The following is a 23,535-nucleotide window of genomic DNA, read 5'->3' on the forward strand; positions in this document are numbered from 1 at the left end:
TCCTTATTGATCGTAACCCGGGCTTTTATTGTCGAGTAAGCTCAGCAGGGCAGGCCAAGCAATTGCGCCACCCAATCCCTTAGTAGCAATTTCTGTTTGCCCTTTGATACCATCAATAATCGTGCTAGGTACTTGTACGAGTTGTTCGGTATTTTGTGACGTACGAGTTTGTATAGCGCATGCCGCTTCAAAAATATACATAAACAAAAATGCATCAGCGACCGTTTTACCCACAGTTAATAGGCCATGATTGCGCAGCATTAGAAAGTTATTCGTGCCGAGATCATTAACTAAACGGTCTTGCTCTGCAGGATTAAGAGCAATGCCTTCGTAGTCGTGATAACCCAAACCTGAGTGCACAACAACAGCTTGCTGAGAGATAGGCAATAAGCCGTCTTTGTTTGCAGACACCGCCGTGCCATTGAGTGAGTGGGTGTGAATAACGCAATGGGCATCATCACGCGCCATATGAATACAGCTATGAATATTAAACCCCGCAGGATTAACTGGGTATTCGCTCTCATGCAGCTTATTACATTGTTGATCTACTTTAATAAGACTAGATGCGGTAATTTCGTGAAACATCATGCCATACGGGTTTATCAAAAACTCGTTGTCTGTGCCGGGAACGCGCATTGAAATATGGGTAAAAATTAAATCATCCCAGCCATATAAAGCCACTAGGCGATACGCGGCAGCGAGCTCAACACGGGCTTGCCATTCTTGTTCTGATACTGTGTGTTTCATGGTCATGGTGTTTTCCTAAAATGGTACTTTGCGAATAATAATGTCTTTAAACATCACCCAATCACCAATAAAGCTATAAAAAGGGTGTGTAAAAGTAGCGGGGCGATTTTTCTCAAAAAAGAAATGACCAACCCAAGCAAAGCCATAGCCCACAACAGGGCATAAAATTAACCAGCTATATTGCTGCTGATAAATAGCGGTAAACAAAATAGCCAAAACAACCCAACTGCCAAAGAAGTGTAAGCGTCGACAGACTTTATTTTTGTGTTCTTGTAAGTAATAAGGGTAAAACTCTTTAAAGCTCGCGAACTCGCGTTTACTTGCTACAGTGCCCATATTGTTGTCTCCGTTGTTAATTACAGGTTAACAATAGGCTTTTATTCTTTTATTTACTTGATAGTATAGGTCATTAAATTGTTTGTTTAGGACGCGCATGAGAACCTTATCAAGCTGGTGGCTTCGTGCTATGGCTGAGTCGTTTAAATGGCAGGGCTTACCAATTAATGAGTTGTTTGCAGCGGCAAATATTCCTTTAGCAGAATTAAGTAGCCAAACAGCCCGATACCCGCAAGCGAGTGTCAGTATGCTTTGGAAGCAGGCGCAAGCGATGTTACCAAACACGCATTTAGGTCTTTATGTTGGCAGTAACATGAATGTACGGGCTATTCCGGTAGTAGGTATGGCTATTATTCAGTCAACACAGCTATTGAGTGCTTTTCGGTTGATATTGCGTTATCAAAAATTGATGGGCGATACACATAATGTGTCTCTAATCGATCACGGTAGTGAGTATGAACTTCGCTTTAACTTTAGTGATGGTGAGCGGGATATGTCACTGCTAAGCTACGAGGCACCCATGGCGTTTTGTGTGAAAATAGCGCGCACTGTGAAGGGAAAAGATTGGCACCCAACGCGAATTTGCTTGCAACGTAAAGAGCCTCATAGTGAGGTTAATGCGCACTTTAATTGCAAAATTGAATACGGCGCTACGACCCATAGCCTATTTTTTAGCGAAAATACCGATAGTGAACCTGTGTTATCAAGCCAGATGAAACTGGTGACGCAAACGAATGTGACGCAGGTGCTGAGAATTTTACTTGAAGAGCATTTAATTCAAGGCCAAACCACCAATAAAGCAATGGCAAAAGCACTTAATATGAGTGAAAAAACGTTGCAACGGCGTCTTGCAAAAGAGGGCACAAATTTTAGTAAAGAATTGGCAAGATTAAGACAGCTAAAAAGTGTGTCATTGTTAAACGAAACAGACTTATCAGTCACAGAAATAGCCTTTTTATGTGGCTACTCTGAAATTAGCGCATTTCATCATGCATTTCATCGCTGGTATGGCATGTCGCCAAAAGTGTACAGGCAAAAAAATTAATGCCATAAGTCGAGTGCATTGCTGCACTCGACAAGGTTTTAAAAACTAATTAGAAGCTATAACTAATGCTTGCAGAAATACTACGACCAGAACTTTCGAGCCCTTCTAAACTATCTGAAGCTGAATGGTTCGCAAGGCTGCCATGCTGATAATAAGTTTTGTCGAACAAGTTACGAATAGCTAAGTTTAGATTAGCTTGACCAAAGCTTGCTCGTGCTAACCAATCAACCGTACCATAGCCTGGTGTTTCGTAATTGCCTTCGTTCACTTTGGTCATTTTTTTAGCAAAGTTAACGATTAAATCACTACCAAATGTGTCACCTTGGAAGCTCACACCCAAGTTACCTGATAGAGGGTTGATTGAGCTGATGTATTCATCGGTTTCGTCATTTTTACCGTCTTGATAACTTGCATTCAAAAACACAGAAATAGCATCTGTTGCATAGTAAGTTGTAGAAAACTCTGCACCTTTGATGGTTACTGAATCAATATTTTGATACTGATATTTATCGTGGATATATCCAAATGAGCCGTCGTCATTAAATACGGTTTCACGATCTATTAATTCGGTTGCTAAAAAGTCATCAAACTTATTGTGAAATACCGCTGCTGTAACCGTAAAATCGCCTATGTGGCCACGTAAACCAAGCTCGAAAGTATCGCTTTTCTCTGGATCTAAATCATCCGCAGGTAATACTTCATAAATGTATTCAGCGGTAGGTTGGTTGTAATGCTCAATGTAAGCTAGGTCATAAGCTGGTACTTTAAAGCCTTGCCCGTATTGCGCATAAGCGCTCAACATATCATTGATATAATATAAGCCACCTAAATTAAATGAGAGGTTGCTTTCATCAATTTTAGCGTATTCTTCACCATCTGTTTTTAAAGCGCCGTTTGGATCCATACTGTAATAATCAAAACGAACACCTGGCGTTACAACCAGTTTGTCGTTTAGTAATGAGATTTCGTCATTGATGAATAAACCAGCACGAAGAGTATCATTTTTAGGGAACTTATTGGTGGTATCGTCTTTGGTTGTTTCGCCTTCAACTTCACGATATTCATGCACAGTGCGTAAGCTTTCGGTTGTTTCAACATCAATACCATAACCAAGAGTGTGTTGTTTGTTTAAGGCTTTACTAGCATGGGAGATCAGGCCATAGGTTGTTTGCTCGTAGGTGCCTGTTTTCCACATGTCACGCATTTCAACGGTACCAAACATTGGCGCATTGATGTCTAATAACGCATATTCTTGGTCGTCTTGGCGGTTATTAGTGTAGTAAAGGTTAAACTGAGCGCTATCCCATAAGCGATTGGCTGAATTATTGTTGTAACTAAAGCGATATGAGTCGCTATCTTTTTCGGTTTGCGTGTTTTCGGTGGCAATATTGTAGCCATATTCTGCTAAGCCACGGAAATAGGTAAGTAGGCCATCAGCACTGTCGCCATTGACATCTTGGCGCCACAGATCAGCAGAGAAGTTAATGTAATCTTTATCGTTTATGTTGTATTTAAGTTTGTAAAGAAGGCTTTGTGAATCAATTTCGAATGGCGCATTGCTTTGGTGTTTATTCTGCTCTTCCTCGCCATCACGAGCGGTTACACTTAATAGGTGATCAAAGTTACCATGCTGAGCATACAGTGTTGCACCTAAACTGGTTTGATCATCTAAGTCGCTGTAACCTAATTTCACACGGCCGCCAAACTGCTCACCGTCTTGTAAATAGTCGCTTGCATCTTTAGTTGTAAACACCACGATTCCGCCCAGTGCATCTGAGCCATAAAGCGAAGATGCAGCACCCTTTGCAACTTCAACTTGCTTTAAAGTATCGGTATCAATAAAGCCACGACCCACAATATCGTTCAAGCCGTTTGCACCGTAGCCTTCGTTCATTCGCATGCCGTCTTTAATCATCAGAATACGATCAGAACCCATACCTCGAACTTGAATGTTTTGTGCACCGCCAACACGGCCAGTTACCTGAATACTTGGGTTATATAAGAATAATTGACTCATATCAGTGACAACTTGTTTTTCAATATCGTCACTTGTGATTACAGAAATACTCGCAGCAACATCTTTTAATGGTTTTTCAGTACGCGAGCCACTAACAACAATTACTTCTAAATCGTCAGCTTTGATTGATTCATCAGCAATGCTAGGTGTTGCAGAAGCTGCAAGAGTCGCAGCGATTAAAATGCGTAAAGAATGTGTTTTAGCTAGGCGCATTATTGGTTTCCTTAGGAGCTTTATATTATTTGTGTACAAAGAACTGTTTAATTTTTGCCAGAATAATACGCCTATTTTTACAAAGATCAATATAAATGCAAATTGTTCCCATTTGCATTATTGTAATGGTGTGTGTTTTCACGTACATTTGAGCCCGTCAAATTTACTGGGGCAATAATGTGAATATCCAAATAATCGAACAACTTATGGCTGATGTGTCAGCTCTTCTAATGGCACCTGTGATTTTAGTGATTGCAGTGCTCTTTGTTTATGCGTTTTTCGCAGCAGGGAGGTTTGTATCTGAATATCTAATCAGAAGAAAAAATCAGCTTGCGTATCAGCGAGATATAGATACTAAAACGGCCACGAATTACAGAGGCTTTTATGTCCATAATTACTATGTAGCGAACCCAACTGCATCTGAGGATGAGCTTGAAGTGTTTGCGTTAAAACAACTAGAAGTACTTAGAGTTGTTACCCGTATCGCACCTATGCTTGGTCTAATTGCGACGATGATCCCAATGGGACCTGCATTAAAAGCCCTTGCCGATGGCAACATTCAGGGGATCAGCGAAAATTTAATCATTGCCTTTGCAGCGGTTATTTGGGGCTTGGTTATTTCGACTCTAACGTTTTGGCCAGCTTCGGTTAAAAAACGTTGGTGCGCTCAAGAACTTATCAATATTCGTAAATTAAGAGGGCAATAACATGCGCTTTTTAGACGAAGATGAAGAGTTAAACCCAATTGTCAGTGCCGTTAATCTTGTTGATGTATTTCTGGTGATTATTGCTGCACTTCTTATTGCAATTGCACAAAACCCACTCAGCCCTTTTACGGCAGAAAATGTGACTGTTGTTAAAAATGCTGGTGAGCCAAATATGGAAGTAATTGTTAAAGAAGGCAAAGAAATTAAACAATATAAATCTAACGGTGAAATAGGTTCTGGCGAGGGTATGCGCGCTGGTGTGGCTTATAAAATGGCTGACGGTAGCTTTGTTTATGTCCCCGAAAGTGATGGCTCAGCAACGGGCAAACAAGAGAATACACAATGATAAGAATAATAACGTATGCGCTGCTTTTATTCAGCGCACTGACTTCACATGCAGCACAAAAGCCTGAAGTACTTATAATGATGTCGGGTCATGTGGCTAAATCGAAAGGGGCATTGCTAACAAGCCTTGCTGAAGATCTACCGTTCACCTTTACTAATTTTAGTACTAAAGGCAAAACAGACGAAGAGATTAAACAAGCTTGGCAAAATGCCGAGCTGATTTTGTTGGATGGCATCAACCCTGCGCTTTCAAAATATATGTTTGCTAAGTATCAGCCATATTTAACTGAGTACCCCAATGTGCCAGTGATCTCACTCGGTGATATGGAAAACTCAGCAATGAATAGCGGTTTATCTGAGCAGCAACATACTCACCTTGGCGGTTATTACAATAATGCTGGGCGCGATAATTATCGTAATATGATGCTTTATATTGCAAATGCCATTTTTAAACTCTCTGATGTGCCAGCAGAGCCAGTTAAAGTCATTCCAAACGTTGGTTTATATCATCCTGAGTTTGACGGCCATGTTAGTGCTGATGAAACGCAGTTTTTTAATTGGTTAGATGCTAAGCCTTCTCAACCAGTTATAGCGATAGCGATTCATCGTTCAGTCATTGATTATGAACAGCAACAAATAGTTGATGCATTAATTACTGGTCTTCAGAACAAAGGTGCGAAAGCATTGGCGTTTTTCTTTGAAGGCAATGACGAAGCATTAACCTACCCAGAGTTACTGAGTGATGAAACTGGTTCACGGGTAGATTTAATCATTAACTATCGTTCATTACACTATGTTGAGAAACGCCGCGCAGAGTTTATGCAAATTGGTGTGCCTGTTATTCATGCACTTAACTATACCGAAGGCGATGAACAGGCTTTTAAAGAAGATCATGCGGGTGTATCACCAGCACTCACTCCGTTCTTTCTTGTAATGCCAGAAGATACGGGTAGCACCGACCCAATTATTATTGCTGCCAATGAAAAGGGCAGTAAGGTGGCAATGCAAGCGCAACTTAATGCGTTGGTTGAGCGTGCATTTAACCATGCCAATTTAGCGCACATTAAAAACACAGATAAAAAAGTCGCCACTTTTATATGGAACTACCCGCCGGGTGAGAAGAATATTGGCGCTGCATTTTTAGATGTACCGAGTTCGATTGCTAACATCGCAAAAGCGATGAACGACAAGGGTTACCAAGTAAAACAAACGGATACAGCCACGTTAGTTGAGCAAGCGGGTAAATTGCTTCGCCCTTATTATCGTGGTGAAGATGCTGAGGCTTTGGTAAAACTCGGACTCGCAGATTATTTACCGCTAAGTATCTATCAAACTTGGTTTGATAGCCTACCTCAGCATGTCACTCAGCCAATTATTGATAAATATGGTCAACCAAGTGAAAGCGCTATGTTGCGTATGCACAATGGCGAAATGATGTTTGTCATTCCGCGCATGGAACTGGGTAACATGATTGTACTTCCTCAAGGTGTGCGTGGTGAAACGGCAAAGCAGCATGCTGCCCAGTATCACAGTACTAAATCTGTCATTAATCATAGTTATTTAGCTATTTATCTATACGCACGTGATGTTTTTAATGCTGATGCGGTGGTGCATTTAGGTACTCATGGTTCACAAGAGTGGCTAAGTGGTAAAGAGCGTGGCTTATCGGTTTATGATGCGCCAAACTTAGCGATAGGCAATATTCCTGTTTTCTATCCGTACATTATTGATAATGTCGGTGAAGCGATGCAGGCAAAACGTCGTGGTCGTGCCACCATGATCAGTCACTTAACCCCTGGCTTTGCAAAAGCAGGGCTATACACTGAAGTGGCAAAATTAAACGAACTGATCACCAACTATTTAATGTTGGATGAAGGGCAAACAAAATCAAATACGCAGCAAGAAATAATTAAGCTTGCTAAGCAATTGAATATGTTAAAAGACCTCGATCTTGATGAAGCTACTTTAGCAGCTCAATTTGCTGACAAGATTACCGTCTTACAAGATCACTTAAACACACTGGCACAGATGAGCCAGCCGCTGGGAGTTCATATTTTTGGTGAACTACCAATCAATGCCCATCTTTACAGCACTATTTTGCAAATGCTTGGTGATGATTTCACTAAACAAGCAGGTGAATTTGAGCGAGAAATCGGTATTGCTATTGGCGAGTCTGAACGTGAGGACGAGCGCAAGGTTGTAAAGTTAGAGGCATTAGAAGGATTTCAGTTACTAGCGCGAGTGCTGGGCGAAAATAGCAACTTATCCATCCCTGAGTCGTTACAAAGTGATATCGCGACAGCTAAAGAGTACTGGCAAAACTTTCACAAAAGTGAAGAAATCACCGGTTTGCTGAATGGTTTAAATGGTCAGTATATACCAGTAAGCCACGGTAATGACCCTATTCGTAATCCGGCGGCTGTACCAACAGGTCGAAACTTAATTGGCTTTAACCCAGCGAAAGTACCTTCAAAAGAAGCTTATCAGGCGGGGGTTAAGATGCTTGAACAAACTGTACAGCAGTATCAAGCGGAACATGGCCGCTACCCACAGAAGCTTGCTTTTTCACTTTGGTCACTTGAAACAATGCGTCATCAAGGTGCATTAGAAGCACAAATTCTCCATGCAATGGGGATAAAGCCGAAGTGGAATAATCAGGGCAACATTGTTGGCACAGAAGTGATCCCATACTCAGAGCTTGGCAGGCCACGTATTGATGTAGTGGTTTCTGCGACAGGCTTGTACCGTGATGCATTTCCTAATGTCATGCTTTGGATTGCCGAGGCAATAGATAAAGTGGCAAAGATGAAAGAAGACAATAACTTTGTTTATCGTCACTCAATGACCCTCAAGCAAACATTATTAGACGAAGGTAAAAGTGAAGAAGATGCAGATTACTTATCTTCTGTGCGTATTTTCTCTAATGAAAGTGGTGCATACGGTACAGGGCTTGCGGGAGGAGCGCTTGACTCTGATAGCTGGGAAAATGATAGTAAGCTGGCTAATTTGTATTCAGATCGAATGGGCTTTGGTTTTGGTAAAGATGAGGCTCGCTGGAGCGAAAATTTATCAGAAACAGGGCTATACAAAAAGGTGTTGTCGGGCACAGATGGGGTGGTGTTTTCTCGTTCAAGTAACCTTTATGCACTCATGACAAATGATGATCCGTTCCAATATTTTGGTGGCATTGGCCTAGCGGTTCGTAATATTGATGGTAAAACACCACAAATGTATGTCTCTAATTTACGCCGTAAGGGGCAGGAGAAAATTCAAACTTTAGATCAGTTTATTAGTAACGAGATGCGCAGTCGTTATTTCCACCCACGCTGGATTAAAGCGATGCAAGACTCAGGTTATGCTGGGGCTACCGCTATTTTAGACCGTATGAACAATATGTGGGGCTGGGAAGTTATGACCCCCGACGCGGTAAGAGATGATCAATGGCAAGAATTCTTTGCAGTGTATGTTGATGATAAATACGATATGCAAATGCGCGAATTCTTTGAGCAACATAACGCTGAAGCATTAGCACAAATCATTGAGCGAATGTTAGAGGCTGTTCGCAAAGGTTATTGGCAAGCTGATGCCGAGACACTGAAGAAAATGCTTGAAACCTACACTGAAATTGCTAATCAACATGATGTTGTTACAGACAATGAAACATTTACCGAGTTCGTAAAAGAGCAAAATGCTGGCTTTGGTCTTGCACCTTTAGTACCTGGGCAAGCGGCACCAGAACTTGCCAACAGTGTAAGTTCTGCTAGTCAGCAAGTGAGTGGCCAAAAACTTGAACAGGTTGAACAAGGTAAACAGACAGAATCTGACTATACATTATGGTGGCTATTAGGCGGGATTTTCTTTACTGGAATGATTAGCCCCTTTATAAGAGTGAAACAATAGCATTACCTTACAAAAGGCGGTCGAGGCTAGGTTTTTGGCCGCCTTTCATAACTTTTTAGTGCGTTTAGCCGCGTCACGTATTACAATTGCGACTTTATATCATTTCCATCTCCAGCGAATAGGTTTTCCACTTCTTCATGACAGATATTACAACACACCAAGCTTCTAGACGCCGCTTGTTAATTGCTTTAGCCATAACGTGCTCGTTTATGGTTATTCAGATCATTGGTGCCTATTATTCTAATTCGCTTGCTGTACTTGCTGATGCTGGGCATTTGTTTGTTCATAACAGTTCTTTATTTATTGCACTTATTGCTTCAAGCATGGCGATTTACTTTGCAAAAAACTTTAACGATGGTTACCAACGAGCTGAACTGACCGGTGGCTTGATCAATGGTGTTTTGTACTTAAGCATTAGCTTAGTTATTCTTTACGAAGGTGGAGAACGTTATTTCCATCACAGTGATGGGCATGAACTACAAATCAATAGCTATTTGATGTCAGTTATATCTGCTATTGGATTTTTGTTTCATGGCGCAGCTGCATGGGTTTTGTATAAAGGGCGTAAGGCAAGTATTAATGTATATGCGGTATTTCTCCATTCGTTCTTTGACTTAATTTCGACAGTTTCTACTTTCTTTGCTGGAATTTTAATCTACTTAACCGGGTGGGCAGAAATCGATATTATTTCGAGTATGCTCATAGCGATCTTTGTATTGTTCACTGGGGTTAAAGTGATTATTCGCTGTATTAAAGGGTTACTGGAAAACCGTAGTAAGCTTCCTGATGTAGCAGCTATTGAGCAAAGTATTGCATCAATAGAACACGTTCAAAATGTGCATAATGTAACGGTAATGCGCCAAGACAAAGATATTGTTGTGGGAGCACATGTGGTGTTAAAGCAGCATTGTACCGTGGAAAAGCATGATGAGGCGTGTCGACTCAAAGTAGAACAGCTATTGCTTTCACGCTTTAAAGTAAACAAAAGTGTTTTACAAATCGAAAGTCATGAATGCCATTATGTTAATTAAAGTGGCAAAATGTTTAATTTTCTTTTAATTTAAAGGTATCGCTAGGGTGTTAGGATGCCTTTTTTGCTTCAAAATAAGCCATTTTATATTAACTTTTTAGCTGCGCTGTTGCTTGGTTGCATTGCAGGTCTAGTTAATTTATTGCCAGTATTTTTTTTGGATAGCTCTGAGTTTCTGCTTGGGCAATTTTTTGTCATTTTAAGCCTGCTTTTACTCGGTTGGCGCTATGCAATTATCACCTTTATCATTAGTACTGGCTTCATTTTTTATCGCTGGGGCCATGCTTGGCCATCCATTGTTTTTGCCTTAGAGCTTATATTTTTACAATTATATTGCCTTTCTAAGGCGCGTCCTGTCTTTTTGAGAGGGATGCTTTTTTGGTTTGTTATAGGTTCACCCATTCTTTGGGTATTTGGGCACTATTTTTTAGCATTACCTACACTCACTCTGTTGATAGCATTGGCTAAGTACTGTTTAAATGCAGTTATTTACTTGTCTGTAATAGATTTATTGAGCTTTTTCTTTAGTCGATACTCTTGGCACAAATATTATTCCTCATTGGATAAAATACTTAATTACGTGGTTAGCTTGTTAGTCATTTTAGTGGTAATACTCACTTCAATTGTTTTGACTAACAATCACTATGCTCGCATAGAGTATGAGGTAAACGCTCAACTTAATGAAAAAGCGAATGAAATAGCGCGAGTTATCGATTCGCATTTAGAGCACCATAAAAAAGGAGTGGTTCTAACCGCAAAAAGTATTGCTTATGGACTACCCAAACAGGTTGCACTTGAGAATATGGCTAATCTGTACCCAGATTTTAGAACTCAAATCATCACTGATGCTTTTGCAGATGTTACTCATTTTTACCCCCAATCATTAGCTGTAAGTTTGCAGCAGTCAAACATTCGCGCAAATGTTTCAGATCGTGATTACTTTATTCATGCACCGTCCAATAAGCAGGGTTATATCTCGACTATTTTTAAAGGGCGTGGTTTTGGTTCTCTGCCCATTGTTGCGGTTTCAGCGCCTATTTATATTGAGGATACGTTTACTGGCGTGGTCGAAGGCTCGCTGATGTTTGATTACTTTGCTAGTTTACGTCCAAGTTTATTTAGTCATCAAGGTGATTTACTAATACTCGATGCGGCTAATAAAGTTGTGTTTAGCACCATCGATGATTTCAAAGAGATGCAACAACTAAGCAATGAAGAGATTGATTCATTTGCGAATGAAGAGCGTTTTATCATATTTGATGCACAAAATGAGCAGCAATATTATGCTAAGCAAGCGCGCTTAGCTGACCATAATTGGATGGTTATGACCATGCTAAACCGAAAACACGCGAATGATGTCGCTGTAAATGCATGGGGACAATCATTGGTTATGATCATTTTTATTATTTTACTGACAAGCGTTTTTATCACTCAACTAAGTCGTTGGCTCACAACACCGATACGCAAACTTGCTGAACAAATTGATAAATTTGAGCCAGAAAATGCTGATACTGACACGTATTTACCGCAAACTTGGTTAGAAGTGAGCCGCTTGCAATCACAATTTTCCAGCCTTGCGAATAAGCTCGCACTGAGCTTCAATCGTCTACATCAAGCGAACCACGAAAATGAATTACTAAACGTAAGACTGAAAGACTTTAATGCACAACTAGAAAAACAGGTTGATGATAAAACCAATGAGTTGGTTGAAGCAGTACGGGCTGCAAATAATGCTAACCGCACTAAATCTCAGTTTTTGGCTAATATGAGTCATGAAATTCGAACTCCGCTAAATGGTATTTTAGGGATGACTCAGCTGTTACTAGATAATAAAGATTTAGCAGAAGAAGAACACGAAGAATTAGTGATGATCCATCAAAGTGCGAATAACTTACTGCTGATTTTAAATGATATTTTAGATTTCTCCAAAATAGAGGCGGGTGCTTTAAAGTTAGAGTATCGTGCAGTTGAAATAACTAAGTTACTTGAACAAATTGCCAAGGTGTTTAGTAGTACAAGCGTAAAAAAAGGGGTGACGTTTAAGCTTAACATTAGTGACTCTGTACCAAGTTGTATCAGTTTAGACCCTTTAAGGTTTAGCCAAGTTATAAATAATATTTTGAGTAATGCTGGCAAGTTCACAGAGTCGGGCGACATTACCATGAGCTGTACTATGGTTAATGACCGAATGCAGATCAGCATTCGTGATACAGGCATCGGGATTTCAAGTGAGCAGCAGGCAAAACTGTTTACCGAGTTTACTCAAGCCGACATTTCTACCACACGTAAATATGGCGGAACGGGACTTGGGCTAACCATTAGTAAGCGAATTATTGAGTTAATGGCAGGGGAGCTTAAGCTAACAAGTCAAGAAGGCGTTGGTAGTGAGTTCACCATCACGATGCCTGTAATTATTAGTAATTCAGCCTCAGTGGATAACCAAAGCACTGCGACGCCCCAATTAGCAGGTTTGAATATCTTACTAGTTGAAGATAACCCAGTTAATCAAATTGTATTGAAAAAGATGCTGCATTCCACTGAGTGTAATCTCAAACAAGCAAATGACGGCCTTGAAGCACTTGAGATACTGCAGAGTTATCAAGCTGATATTATCCTTATGGACTGCCAAATGCCAAATATGGATGGCTATCAATGTACAAAAGAAATAAAACAGAACCCGCACTTGTATGGTCAGGCTATAATCATTGCCATCACTGCGAATGCATTTGAAGAGGATCAGCAGCGTTGCCTTGTTGCTGGCATGGATGATTTTATCTCAAAGCCAATTAATAAAGACCAATTATATGCGTGTTTAAACAAATGGCTTAAAGCTCTTTTAAACGAGCAACAATAGATTGCAAGTTTTGTTCTGCAAGTAGGTCTTCAGAAAGCATAGGTTTTGCAAAGTAGTAACCTTGAAAGTCATCACAGCCCATGTGTTGTAAAAATTTAATTTGCTCAGTAGTTTCAACGCCTTCGGCAATACAATAAAGGCCTAAATTAGCGGATAACGCATGGATTGTTTTGATAATTGATTCGTTACTTCGATCATGCCCAATATTGCGCACAAAACTTTGGTCTATTTTAATGACGTCAATTGGAAACTGACTGAGGTAAGTCAGTGAAGAATATCCGGTACCAAAGTCATCAAGTAATAGTTTAAAACCCGCATTTTTTAACTTTCGTAGCTGCTTTGAGGCTTTATCTTTGTCTTCTAGTAATGTGTTTTCAGTAATCTCTAAGCGCAATTGCGCAGGCTTAATGCGAAAATTATTCAGGATCAACAAGAGTCTTTCGGTTAAGTTCGCCTTTAATATGTGCGTTGGCGATACATTTAAAGAAAGGTAAAACCGAGGGTTTGATCTTAAAATTGGCTGCAATTCTGTTAAAGCTCGATTTAAAGCCTGTTCTGTAAGTACATCGATTAAACCAATTTCTTCTGCAATAGGGATAAACTCAGCAGGTGAAATAAAACCTTGTTCTGTCTTCCAGCGCATTAATAATTCAACACCATTAATTTGCTTCGTTTTAGCATTAACAATTGGCTGATAATTATTAAAAAGCTCATCATCTTTAAAGGCATCTTTTAACGCATTTTCGAGTAATAACTTTTTAGTGAGCTGGTTATTCATCTGCTCGGTAAAGTATTTGAAATTGTTTCGCCCAGATTGTTTGGCATGCATCATGGCAATATCAGAATTGCGTATTAACTCATCAGCTGTTTTAGCATCAAAAGGATAGAGTGCAACCCCAATACTGGCTGAAATATTGATAGAAAAATCGTCAATAATGACTTTATTTGCTAATTCTTGTGTAAGTTGCTTAACTAATTCGCTCAACGTTTGAGGCGAATGAAGATCTTTGACTAACACTAAAAACTCATCGCCACTTTGTCTACCAACCGTTGCATTATTAGGTAAAAGTAAACTTACACGTTGCGTAATATTGCACAGCAATTGGTCACCAACAGCATGGCCAAAAGAGTCATTCACTGGCTTAAATTTATCTAAATCAATAAATAACAAGGCTGCTAACTTGTTATGCTTTTTAGAATGATTTATACAATTATTGATTTTTGAATGCATTAATGAACGATTTGGTAAGCCCGTTAATGGATCGTAATTCGCTAAATAACGTAACTCATCTTCAGCACGCTTTTGTTCTGTAAGATCTGAAATTACAATCACATAATGACTAATCGCTTGATTATCTTTCGCAACTGCAGTAACACTGATATGAACAGGGTGGGATGGATTTTTTTGAGTGTGTATATAAGCTTCTGTTTTCCAGTTTTGTTTTGGTTTTAATGTTTTTAACACATTGATGTATCTTAAGAACTGAGCCCTACCTATTGTGCGAACAAAGTCCTTAATTGTTAGATCAGTTATATTGCCTGTAATATCAAACGTATCACTGAAGCTTGTATTTGCTGAAAATGGTTTTAACTGGCTGTCTAAAATTAAAAGCCAGTCATTTATCTGGCTGAAAGCTTCACCGAGCACACTTGCTTGTAGTGCATTTGCTCTTTGTTCGGTAATGTTGGTATAGATACCTGTTACTTTTATTGGCTTATTTGCTTCATCAACTTCGACGACACGGCCAATGTCCTGATACCATAACCACTTACCATTTTGATGATTTAAACGGTAGGTGATATTCCATTGTTCTTGATTTGATTGTTTTGCAAAGGCATTCCAATGGTTTAAGTAGGCACTACGGTCTGCTGGATGAATAAAATCAAGGAACTCAATGAGGGCTAAACTCTCGTTACTCTTGTGGTAACCCAGCTCTGTCACAAAGCGATTATTTAAAAGCGTTTGCTGGCTTAAATTGGCTTCCCATACCCCACTTTTGTTACTGCTCAGTGCTAATTCAGTTTGTTGTTGCGATTTAACAACATCAGCATGCGCTTTATTCAGTACTTGTTGACGTGCTCTGTATTGCCAAAAAAAGAAAAAGAGTATGGCAAAAATGAGCAGCACATAACCTGTTATCGCAACTGGTGAAGACCAAGGTGCATAGGCAATATTAAACTGTAATTGTCTTGTTGCTGAACTGACTTTGGAGCTCTCGGAGTTAGAAGCAACAGACAAGATATATTGTCCGGGAGGTAGCTTGGTAAAAAATACTTTGTTAGTGGTTAATTTGTCGTAATTTAATGACGTTGGTCCCTCTAAAGTTACTTTATAAGTTGTTTTATCCTTATTGATAGTATCAAAGTTAGAAAAGCTAACCTCAAGACCGATGTCTTCAGCAGTCATTTGAAGAGGGTTATTGATATATTTGTATGGATGATAGTTCAGCTCGCGAGAGAGCAAAGAAACATGAGTAATTTCAGTATTTATCGCATCTAATTCTGTTGGTGAAGTTAAAAAGTCTTCAGGTGCGATTAACAATAAGCCCCTTGTCGAACCAAAGCCAATTTGGCCATTGTCTAGCGTTGCATCGGCATCAACATTAAACTCATTAGCTGAAAGGCCATCACGGATAAAATACGAATTGACACTTCTTGAACTTAAATCAATTCTATACAGGCCATTTTGCGAACTAGCCCATAAAAAACCAAAGCGGTCGATTTGTAAGCCATACACTGATTTTGCATTGAGACCAGATTGAGTGCCTAAGCGATGTTTAACAGCGTAGGAGTGAGAGTCAACAGCAATTAACCCTTCGTTAGATGAAGCCAGCCAAAGTGTATCATTGTGGTCAATAACCCAATCATCAATCACAGAAAATGTGAGTGGATTGAAGTTTTCGACTTGATAAACAAGTGTCAATTTTTCAGTTTGCTCATTATAACGATACAAATGGCCAGACATACTTAACAAATAGTCGTTAGGGTGACTCGAGAGCGGCTTTAAAAAAGAGTGCGCATTGATAATATCGACTTGTTCTTTTAGTCCCTTAATAGTTCGTAATTCACCTGTTTTACCATTGTAGCGATAAAAGTTTTCTTGAGTAATAAATGCAAATTGATCTGAACCTAAAGTATGAAAGCCCCAACTTGGCTCATTTTCTAATATATTAATCACTTCTTTACTGCCTTTTAAAGGCACTAAATCACCGCTGATCTTATCAAAGAGCGCTAAGCCTCTGTACTTCATAAGCCACAGAAAGCGTTCAGATGGTTCTATTTCTGCCTGTGCAATGCCATATACAGCATGTTCTCCATGAAAGGCTTTTATATCGTCATTAACTAGGTAAGGGCTGATGGAGTTTGTTAATTGGTTATACTTCAGCATGCCATTTTCGGTGCCGAACCAAATAATGTTTTCGCTGTCTTGCAATACCGCCCAAACACTATTGTTGACATTACCAGAAGTAGACGTTGATTCGATATGCTTAAAACGCCTTGCTAAGGTGGACCATGTAAAAACTCCCTGCGAACGAGATGCAAGCCATAGCAATCCTGTTTTATCAATCATCACGTCGACAATTGTATTGTCGGTCATTAAAAATTTACTTTGCTCATAGCTCAAAATAAATTCGGCGGATAGAGTTTCCCTATTAAATTCGAATAAGCCTTTTTCAGTGACAATATACTCACCAAATTTACTAGATGCGAAATCCCAAATATTTAATTCAGGAACCAATAGTTTGGTTTTATCTACTGCGAGAAGTTTATCTGCATTAAATGGAATGTTGTACATTCCTTCGACTGTACCAACTAACAGACCTAATTGAGGATCCAGATGCAAAAATTTTGCGTTTTTATTATCGTTATTTAATTTATTTTCATCAGCAAGCTCAATACGAGAAACATGATCATCCACTAAGTTTTTTGAAAAAAGTCCTGCGGTTGTTCCAATGTATAAAAAATTATCATGCAGAGCTAAAGCACGAATAAAGTCATCTTGCTTATCGATTGAAAACTCATGCAAAAACTTTTTGGTTTGCTTATGGTAAGAATAAAGGTGCTGATTGATTGCGAAAAAGAAATGACTGTCATCTTCTTCGAGTGCAAGAATAGGGGAAAAATAAACATCTTCAGGGGTTAGTTTTCCTGAATAGACTTTTTCGACACTGAGTGTTTTTGGGTTTATGAAGTAAGCACCTGAAAACTCAGTACTCACAAAAATCTTGCCATCACTGGTTTTAGTCATAAAAGTGATCTGTCGTTGATCAAGCATATATTCGCCAGCAAAAGCGGCTACTTGATAGCCGTCATATCTATTTAAGCCTTGATAAGTGCCAACCCAAATAAAGCCTAAATCATCTTGCACGATTTTAGTAACACTACCTTGGGTTAACCCTTCATCTGTAGAGATCCGCTGCATTTGCAAAGCATAGTTTTGTGCATTCACTGAAAAGGTGAGCGTGAAGAACAGCAAATTGAATATCAAAAGAAAAAGTTTAGGCACCGACTGATTAACCCTAAATTATTATTTGCATATAATTTTTAACAAAATATAGCACAATTATGAATGTTATTGAGTCAGCTGAAAAGATAAATTAGTAAATGTTTAATTAAGGTACAACATAGTGTTAGCTGTGCTATAAATAGCCCATAGGCAACCTAAGGGAAAGTTATGCGTCATTCATTTATAAGTCAAAAGAATCATGCCTTGTTATTAATTATTGACCTTCAAGCAGGGCTTGAGCCTGTCATAAGCGACTTTGGCCAAGCTGTTAATTACACCGAAAAGTTGATAAATGCAGCTAAAGCTTTAGACATTCCGTATTTATTTACTGAACAAAACCCAACCAAGTTAGGTAAAAGTAGTGAACAGCTTTTACCCTTCATAAATGGTAATAATTGCTATCACAAAATACATTTTAGCGCATGCCAAGAAGCGCAATTTAACCAACAATTAGCTGGCTTCAATCGTAAGCAAATAGTGGTGACGGGTACAGAGTCGCATGTGTGTGTACTGCAAACCTGTTTAGACTTAATTGCTAATGGCTATCAGGTGTTTGTGGTTGAAGATGCCATTGCATCACGCAACGAAAAACACAAAGAGTTAGCAATTAAGCAGCTATTGGCAGCAGGTGCTATTATTACCTGTACAGAAAGTGTGATATTTCAATGGCTAGAAAAAGCAGGGACCGATCAATTTAGAGCATTATTGCAATTAATAAAGTGAACCACGATGCGGTTCGAACCGTATTGGCTCGATTAATTGTATTTTTGTAAAGTATTTAATCATTAAGGCTTTATCTATGACGAGTGTGCGCCGCCTTTTTACTTATTTGTTCCTTTTATTGTTTGTTGAGTCTTTGGTTTTAGGCTTTATCTACTCGACTTTGATAACGGGTGTAGTAACTGGTTTATTATTGCTGTCTTTACCACTTTGGATGCTTCATCAATACCCAACGAGCAAATTAACGGCTCATGTTGTAGCTGCCGGTTGCATGATGTTTTCGTTTTTACACATCCAACAAAGCTACGGCCTTATTGAAGTACATTTTGAAATTTTCATTTTAATGGCCGTATTGATCATGTTTGTTGAATGGCGCGTGTTTATAACTGCACTTGCTTTTGTGGCCGTTCACCATTTGAGCTTTTACTTTTTACAGATTAACGAAGTAGGCTTATACGTTTTTGACCCAGACAGATTATATTTTAGCACGGTACTTATTCATGCCGTGTATGCCATTGTTGAAGCAATTGTAGCGGGTTACATTGCTAAAACCCTTCACCGCGAACGCAGTTCTGGCTTATCGTTAAGCACAACGACTGAGCAGATAATGGCTGACGAAAACAGCATTAATATTAGTTTAAGAGCAGACGACTCCCACAGTGAAGCCGTAGCGGGTTTTAACCGTTTACTGGGTTTTGTATCGAGTGTGATAGGTGATGTTCAAAGCCAAAGTAGTGTTTTAAAAAATCAGTCTAAACAATTACTTGAAGTACACGACGAATTACATGAGCAAGCACTTCATCGTGAGCAGTTATCTGCAGATATCGCGCAGTCAGGCGAGCGAGTCGCCGAAGGCTTTGCCCATGTTGAACAAGAAAGTAATGAACTACAAACACAGTTTGAGCAGCTCCATTTAAGTGCCACAGAGGCACTCAATGAAGTGGCGAATACCGACAGCAAAACGGCGGAGCTTGCTAATAACCTTCAAGAGGCTGACCAAAATATTAGCCAACTGGTGAGTGCATGTTCGCATATCTCAGAATTACTCAATGAGATTTCGTCAATTGCTGAGCAAACAAACTTACTTGCACTAAACGCTGCAATTGAAGCTGCGCGTGCTGGAGAACAAGGTCGCGGCTTTGCAGTGGTGGCTGATGAAGTGAGAAACTTAGCAACACGCAGCAAAAACACCACAGATAAAATAACCAATACGCTTGAAAGCTTGATGCAAAACAGCGCATCATCAACTAAGTCGATGCAGGGTAGTGTTGCGCTTATAGAGCAGTTATCGGCCATTAGTTCGCAGATGAAACTGCAAATTACCGAGATGACAGAGCAGGTGAATGTTGCTGCAAGTAGCTCACAATCGGTTGCACATGTAGTGCAAAATCAAGCGGGTAATACGCGTGCTATTGCCGAGAACTCACAAGCCTTAATTGCTAACCAAGCCAACGATAATCTGATGATTGAAAAACTCACCGATCGCGTACAGTTAATTGATGTAAGTATCGATGTACTGGAGCAAGGTATTGCTAAATTCAAATAGCAAATGGCTGATAATGGCAACTCTACTTTGGGTTGCCTCTGTGGCATTAGCCTTGGTATTTGCTTATTCTCAACAAGCAAGCACCTTTGATCCAGATAAAAAGCTGGCAACAGCTAACTGGCTGACTACATTTCAACAAAGTATGGGACTTGGCATCACCCATACAGATACCTTGTACATTATTGATGAAAATACCTGTGTATGCTCAGAGCGCTCACAACCGCACATAACAAGCCTTAGCAGCTATGCAGCAGAGCAAGGTATTGAAGTAATAAAACTTAAACCAACATCTGCGGTTGCTGCAATATTACCCGCTCAACCTGCCGCAGTACTTGTTTCTGAAAATCAACAGCTTGTGTATGCAGGGCCATTATCAAAAGGACTCGCGTGTTCAAGTCAGAATGGCTTTGTTGAGTTAGTAATTGCAAACTTACGAGCGGGTTTTAATAGCCAGTTTATTAATTCAGACGCCGAGGGATGTTATTGTGAAATTAATTGAGCTTGAAAGGTAAGTAAAAGAGGCCAAGTATGTTGGCCTCTGTATTTAATATTTATTGAATTTGGCCTCGTATCTCACCGCTTGGGTTTGCAGGGGTATGAATGTTTACATAATGACCGCCTGAAACTAAAAATGAAAAGATATCGGCGTCTATCATTAAGCCTGTGCTACTCATCCAGCGATTCATATCATCACTGTCTTGTACAAGTGGAGCTAACACAGGGCCATTTTCACCTGCTACACCGGTATGAATATGGGCAGCAGTTGCATCGCTTACACCTGATGTAAGCACTTGCAACTCAACACTGTAATCATTGGTATTCACTAGCGCATAACCATCGCCAGACGCATCCGTTGTGACCGCAGGTACTTCTTGTTCACCACTTAGCGGAAAGGTGACAAACACATAGTTGTCGGTAAGGATTTGACCGCGAAGTTCGCCACTTGGGTTAGCAGGAGTATGCACATTAACGTAATGACCACCTGATGCAAGTACTGCAAAAATATCTGCATTGATCATGGTGTTTTCAGGTGTTTGCCACAGGTTCATGTTATCGCTTGATTGCTCTAACGCGGCAAGAACGTCGCCATTGGTGCCTATACGACCTGTATGAATGTGGGCTGAAGTGGCGTCACTCGCACCTTCGGTTAACGCTCTTAATTCTAAATGGTAGTTATCCATGTTAACTAAGGCATAACCACTACCTGATGCCATCGTATCAACCGCTGGAACTTCTTGCATACCACTAAGTGGGAAAGTAACGAGTTGATAGTTATCTGTTAGGATCTGACCTCTAATTTCGCCACCCGTGTTAGCAGGTGTATGTACGTTAACGTAATGACCACCTGATGCAAGTACCTCAAATATCTCTGCGTTGATCATGGTATTTGCTGGTGTCATCCACATGCCTGCATCAGTTGTTGACTGCTCAAGCGCTACTAGAACGTCGCCATTGGTGCCAATTCGGCCAGTATGAATGTGTGCACCTGTCGCACCATCAACACCCATTGTGTTTACTAATAGCTCTAAGCCATAGTTATCCATGTTAATTAATGCATAACCTTCACCACTTGCATCAGATTCGACAGCAGGAACTTCTTGCTCACCGCTTAGTTTAAAGCTCGTAAAACCATAGTTACTGGTTAGGATTTGCCCACGAAGCTCGCCGCCAGCATTAGCAGGTGTATGAACATTGACATAGTGACCGCCAGAAGCCAGCACTGCAAAAATATCCGCGTTGATTTGCGTATTGCTTGGTGTCATCCAGACATTACTGTCGTCCATTGATTGTTCAAGAGCCACTAATACATCGCCATTAGTACCGATACGACCTGTATGAATATGCGCAGCACTTGCATCGTCTAAGCCTGATGTTACAACAGTAAGCTCTACGCTGTAGTCTGTTGTATCAACAAGGGCATAACCATCACCATCAGCCATGGTGCTGACCATAGGCACTTCTTGATTACCACTTAAGTCAAAGGTCGCAACTGCATAGTTGTCTGTTAAGATTTGGCCGCGAATTTCGCCACCGGCAAATTCAGGCGTATGAACATTAACATAGTGACCGCCGTCTAAAAGTACTGCCAGAGTGTCGCTGTCGATCATGGTATTTTCTGGTACAACCCAGTCAGTCATGACTTCGTCGTCTTGCTCTAAAGTTACGAATACGTCACCATTTGAGCCTAATTTACCCGTGTGGATATGAGCTGCTGTTGCGTCATCAACACCCATAGTCACCGCGCGAAGCCGTAATTCTGTCGTGGCGCTGTCATAAGATGCATAGCCATAACCCATTGCGTCACTGTCGTTCATAGGCACTTGCTGATCGCCATTTAAAACAAACGTGATGATACTCGTTGTATCTGGCACAATTTGCGCACGAAGTTCACCGCTTGCATACTGTTCAGTATGAAGGTTTATATACCAATCACCATCCATTAAATCAGCAATTAGGCTTTCATCAAGGTCGGTAATTGCGACTTCATACATACCATCGGTAGTGGCTTCAAATGCAAAAGCAACATCACCATTAGCGCCCAAATCGCCGTCGTGTATGTGTGCTGCGCTAAAACCTTCGACTGAGCTTGCATCAAGTGTTGCACGAAATTGCATTAAACTTTCGTCAAGCTCTACCGTTGCAGTCGCTGTTTGCATTGAGTCATTCATTGGCACTTCTTGTTTGCCACTTAAAGTTACAGAATAGGTTTTACTTGGAGTGAATTCTTGAACTGGGGGAGGGGTAACAACTTCGGTATTATCGTCATCATCATCGCTACACGCGGTGAGAAAAAGTAAGCTGCTAGCCAGGAGTATGTATTTCATCGTTGTTCCTTATATCTTTGTATGTTCGGACGTTACGACGTGTCCACTTCAATAAGGCGTACGGACGGTGTTTAAAAAAAGATCAAAAAAGGTTGTTTAAAAGTTAAAAAGTAGTTCTTTAGTGTTGGTTTATTTGAAATGAGGATTCAAAAGTTAAAGTTTAATAACGCTAACTTTAGAGGATTTTACATATTTAGCCGTATAATGGCTTTTGGGTTCCAAATGGGTACGGATCGTGCATCTAGTTTGATTTTAAAAAGTTTATAGCTAAACGCCAAAAAATTCACGATAGGAAAACTATGCAGCTAACTTCGTACACATCTTCATTCCTAAAAGAGCGATTATTAGATCAGCAAAATAAAAATGAGCTAAACCCAGCAAGTGAAAGAGCAAGAAGCCTTCAAGGCTCTAAAAAACAAGGAGCGGGCGTCGATGCTGAACCGGAAGTTGAGGCTCAACCAAAGATATCACAAACACAACAAGAGCTAGTAGTAAAAATAAAGGAGTTACAAAATAAGATTAATAGTTTAAAAAGCAATAAAGACCTAGCTCCAGAACAACGAGAAAGTGAGTTACTAGAGCTTAATAAACAACTTGATGAAGAAATAAATGCAGTCCAGCTTGCCGTAAAAAGTAATGTTTCTACGATGATAAACTCATTGTTTGCTCCTACTTCTAGTAATCACTCTGGTATGCTGTTTAACAATAAAGCGTAAGTTTAAGGCAAAGCGCTTGTTCGCAGT

At 40.0% G+C, this 23,535-nt stretch carries 15 protein-coding genes; 10 read left to right on the forward strand and 5 right to left on the reverse strand.

Annotation, left to right across the window (positions count from 1 at the left end):
• Positions 1 to 3: 3 nt before the first annotated feature.
• Both NO991_RS01845 and NO991_RS01850 read right to left on the reverse strand, forming a co-directional pair.
• Positions 4 to 753, reverse strand: a complete 750-nt coding sequence (locus NO991_RS01845; protein ID WP_371351625.1) for a class II aldolase/adducin family protein — start codon at positions 751 to 753, stop codon at positions 4 to 6.
• Positions 754 to 762: 9 nt separating this feature from the next.
• Positions 763 to 1,083: a DUF962 domain-containing protein gene (locus NO991_RS01850; protein ID WP_054553946.1), complete on the reverse strand. Its 321-nt coding sequence runs from the start codon at positions 1,081 to 1,083 to the stop codon at positions 763 to 765.
• Between the two features lie 97 nt (positions 1,084 to 1,180).
• Between NO991_RS01850 and NO991_RS01855 the strand changes: the two genes are divergently transcribed.
• Positions 1,181 to 2,128 carry an AraC family transcriptional regulator ligand-binding domain-containing protein gene (locus tag NO991_RS01855; RefSeq protein ID WP_371351626.1) on the forward strand — a complete coding sequence of 316 codons (948 nt, stop codon included), beginning with the start codon at positions 1,181 to 1,183 and terminating at the stop codon, positions 2,126 to 2,128.
• 49 nt (positions 2,129 to 2,177) lie between these two features.
• Here NO991_RS01855 and NO991_RS01860 read toward each other — a convergent pair whose 3' ends face one another.
• The gene (locus tag NO991_RS01860; protein WP_371351627.1) at positions 2,178 to 4,358 is read right to left on the reverse strand and encodes a TonB-dependent hemoglobin/transferrin/lactoferrin family receptor; all 2,181 of its coding nucleotides are present in this window, start codon (positions 4,356 to 4,358) and stop codon (positions 2,178 to 2,180) included.
• A 179-nt stretch (positions 4,359 to 4,537) separates the two neighbouring features.
• Between NO991_RS01860 and NO991_RS01865 the strand changes: the two genes are divergently transcribed.
• From NO991_RS01865 to NO991_RS01885, 5 genes are all read left to right on the forward strand, one after another.
• Complete coding sequence (locus tag NO991_RS01865) at positions 4,538 to 5,065, forward strand: MotA/TolQ/ExbB proton channel family protein (protein ID WP_054554592.1); 528 nt, start codon at positions 4,538 to 4,540, stop codon at positions 5,063 to 5,065.
• Between the two features lies 1 nt (position 5,066).
• Positions 5,067 to 5,411 (forward strand): DUF2149 domain-containing protein, encoded by a 345-nt coding sequence (locus NO991_RS01870; protein WP_054554591.1) that lies wholly within the window; start codon positions 5,067 to 5,069, stop codon positions 5,409 to 5,411.
• Positions 5,408 to 9,310 (forward strand): cobaltochelatase subunit CobN, encoded by a 3,903-nt coding sequence (gene cobN / locus NO991_RS01875; RefSeq protein WP_371351628.1) that lies wholly within the window; start codon positions 5,408 to 5,410, stop codon positions 9,308 to 9,310. The genes NO991_RS01870 and cobN overlap by 4 nt, the downstream gene beginning before the upstream one ends.
• A gap of 137 nt (positions 9,311 to 9,447) precedes the next feature.
• A complete protein-coding gene (locus NO991_RS01880; protein WP_054554589.1) occupies positions 9,448 to 10,341 on the forward strand; it encodes a cation diffusion facilitator family transporter in 894 nt (297 codons plus the stop codon).
• A gap of 579 nt (positions 10,342 to 10,920) precedes the next feature.
• A complete protein-coding gene (locus NO991_RS01885) occupies positions 10,921 to 13,194 on the forward strand; it encodes a response regulator (protein WP_300543044.1) in 2,274 nt (757 codons plus the stop codon).
• On the opposite strand, the gene NO991_RS01890 is transcribed toward NO991_RS01885, so the two are convergent.
• On the reverse strand, positions 13,166 to 17,701 hold the full coding sequence (locus NO991_RS01890) for an EAL domain-containing protein (protein WP_371351629.1): 4,536 nt from the start codon (positions 17,699 to 17,701) through the stop codon (positions 13,166 to 13,168). The genes NO991_RS01885 and NO991_RS01890 overlap by 29 nt on opposite strands.
• A gap of 168 nt (positions 17,702 to 17,869) precedes the next feature.
• Between NO991_RS01890 and NO991_RS01895 the strand changes: the two genes are divergently transcribed.
• From NO991_RS01895 to NO991_RS01905, 3 genes are all read left to right on the forward strand, one after another.
• Positions 17,870 to 18,424 carry an isochorismatase family protein gene (locus NO991_RS01895; protein WP_054554587.1) on the forward strand — a complete coding sequence of 185 codons (555 nt, stop codon included), beginning with the start codon at positions 17,870 to 17,872 and terminating at the stop codon, positions 18,422 to 18,424.
• Between the two features lie 76 nt (positions 18,425 to 18,500).
• On the forward strand, positions 18,501 to 19,967 hold the full coding sequence (locus tag NO991_RS01900; protein ID WP_054554586.1) for a methyl-accepting chemotaxis protein: 1,467 nt from the start codon (positions 18,501 to 18,503) through the stop codon (positions 19,965 to 19,967).
• 13 nt (positions 19,968 to 19,980) lie between these two features.
• On the forward strand, positions 19,981 to 20,466 hold the full coding sequence (locus NO991_RS01905) for a DUF6436 domain-containing protein (protein ID WP_138599419.1): 486 nt from the start codon (positions 19,981 to 19,983) through the stop codon (positions 20,464 to 20,466).
• Between the two features lie 52 nt (positions 20,467 to 20,518).
• Here the strand turns inward: NO991_RS01905 and NO991_RS01910 are convergent, their stop codons facing one another.
• Entirely contained in the window at positions 20,519 to 22,792 is a 2,274-nt protein-coding gene (locus tag NO991_RS01910; protein WP_300360388.1) for a CHRD domain-containing protein, read from the reverse strand.
• A gap of 299 nt (positions 22,793 to 23,091) precedes the next feature.
• On the opposite strand from NO991_RS01910, the gene NO991_RS01915 reads away from it, so the two are divergent.
• Positions 23,092 to 23,508 carry a hypothetical protein gene (locus NO991_RS01915; protein ID WP_300360389.1) on the forward strand — a complete coding sequence of 139 codons (417 nt, stop codon included), beginning with the start codon at positions 23,092 to 23,094 and terminating at the stop codon, positions 23,506 to 23,508.
• Positions 23,509 to 23,535: the final 27 nt, after the last annotated feature.

Source organism: Pseudoalteromonas sp. DY56-GL22 (assembly GCF_041414715.1).
In the GTDB taxonomy this organism is placed as follows: Bacteria; Pseudomonadota; Gammaproteobacteria; order Enterobacterales; family Alteromonadaceae; genus Pseudoalteromonas; species Pseudoalteromonas simplex.

Excerpts from the sequence above, each read along its gene's own strand:
- NO991_RS01870 (WP_054554591.1), top strand. The coding sequence starts at position 5,067 with ATGCGCTTTTTAGACGAAGATGAAGAGTTAAACCCAATTGTCAGTGCC.
- NO991_RS01900 (WP_054554586.1), top strand. The coding sequence starts at position 18,501 with ATGACGAGTGTGCGCCGCCTTTTTACTTATTTGTTCCTTTTATTGTTT.
- NO991_RS01850 (WP_054553946.1), bottom strand. The coding sequence starts at position 1,083 with ATGGGCACTGTAGCAAGTAAACGCGAGTTCGCGAGCTTTAAAGAGTTT.
- NO991_RS01895 (WP_054554587.1), top strand. The coding sequence starts at position 17,870 with ATGCGTCATTCATTTATAAGTCAAAAGAATCATGCCTTGTTATTAATT.
- NO991_RS01855 (WP_371351626.1), top strand. The coding sequence starts at position 1,181 with ATGAGAACCTTATCAAGCTGGTGGCTTCGTGCTATGGCTGAGTCGTTT.
- cobN (WP_371351628.1), top strand. The coding sequence starts at position 5,408 with ATGATAAGAATAATAACGTATGCGCTGCTTTTATTCAGCGCACTGACT.
- NO991_RS01905 (WP_138599419.1), top strand. The coding sequence starts at position 19,981 with ATGGCAACTCTACTTTGGGTTGCCTCTGTGGCATTAGCCTTGGTATTT.
- NO991_RS01910 (WP_300360388.1), bottom strand. The coding sequence starts at position 22,792 with ATGAAATACATACTCCTGGCTAGCAGCTTACTTTTTCTCACCGCGTGT.
- NO991_RS01845 (WP_371351625.1), bottom strand. The coding sequence starts at position 753 with ATGACCATGAAACACACAGTATCAGAACAAGAATGGCAAGCCCGTGTT.
- NO991_RS01860 (WP_371351627.1), bottom strand. The coding sequence starts at position 4,358 with ATGCGCCTAGCTAAAACACATTCTTTACGCATTTTAATCGCTGCGACT.
- NO991_RS01915 (WP_300360389.1), top strand. The coding sequence starts at position 23,092 with ATGCAGCTAACTTCGTACACATCTTCATTCCTAAAAGAGCGATTATTA.
- NO991_RS01880 (WP_054554589.1), top strand. The coding sequence starts at position 9,448 with ATGACAGATATTACAACACACCAAGCTTCTAGACGCCGCTTGTTAATT.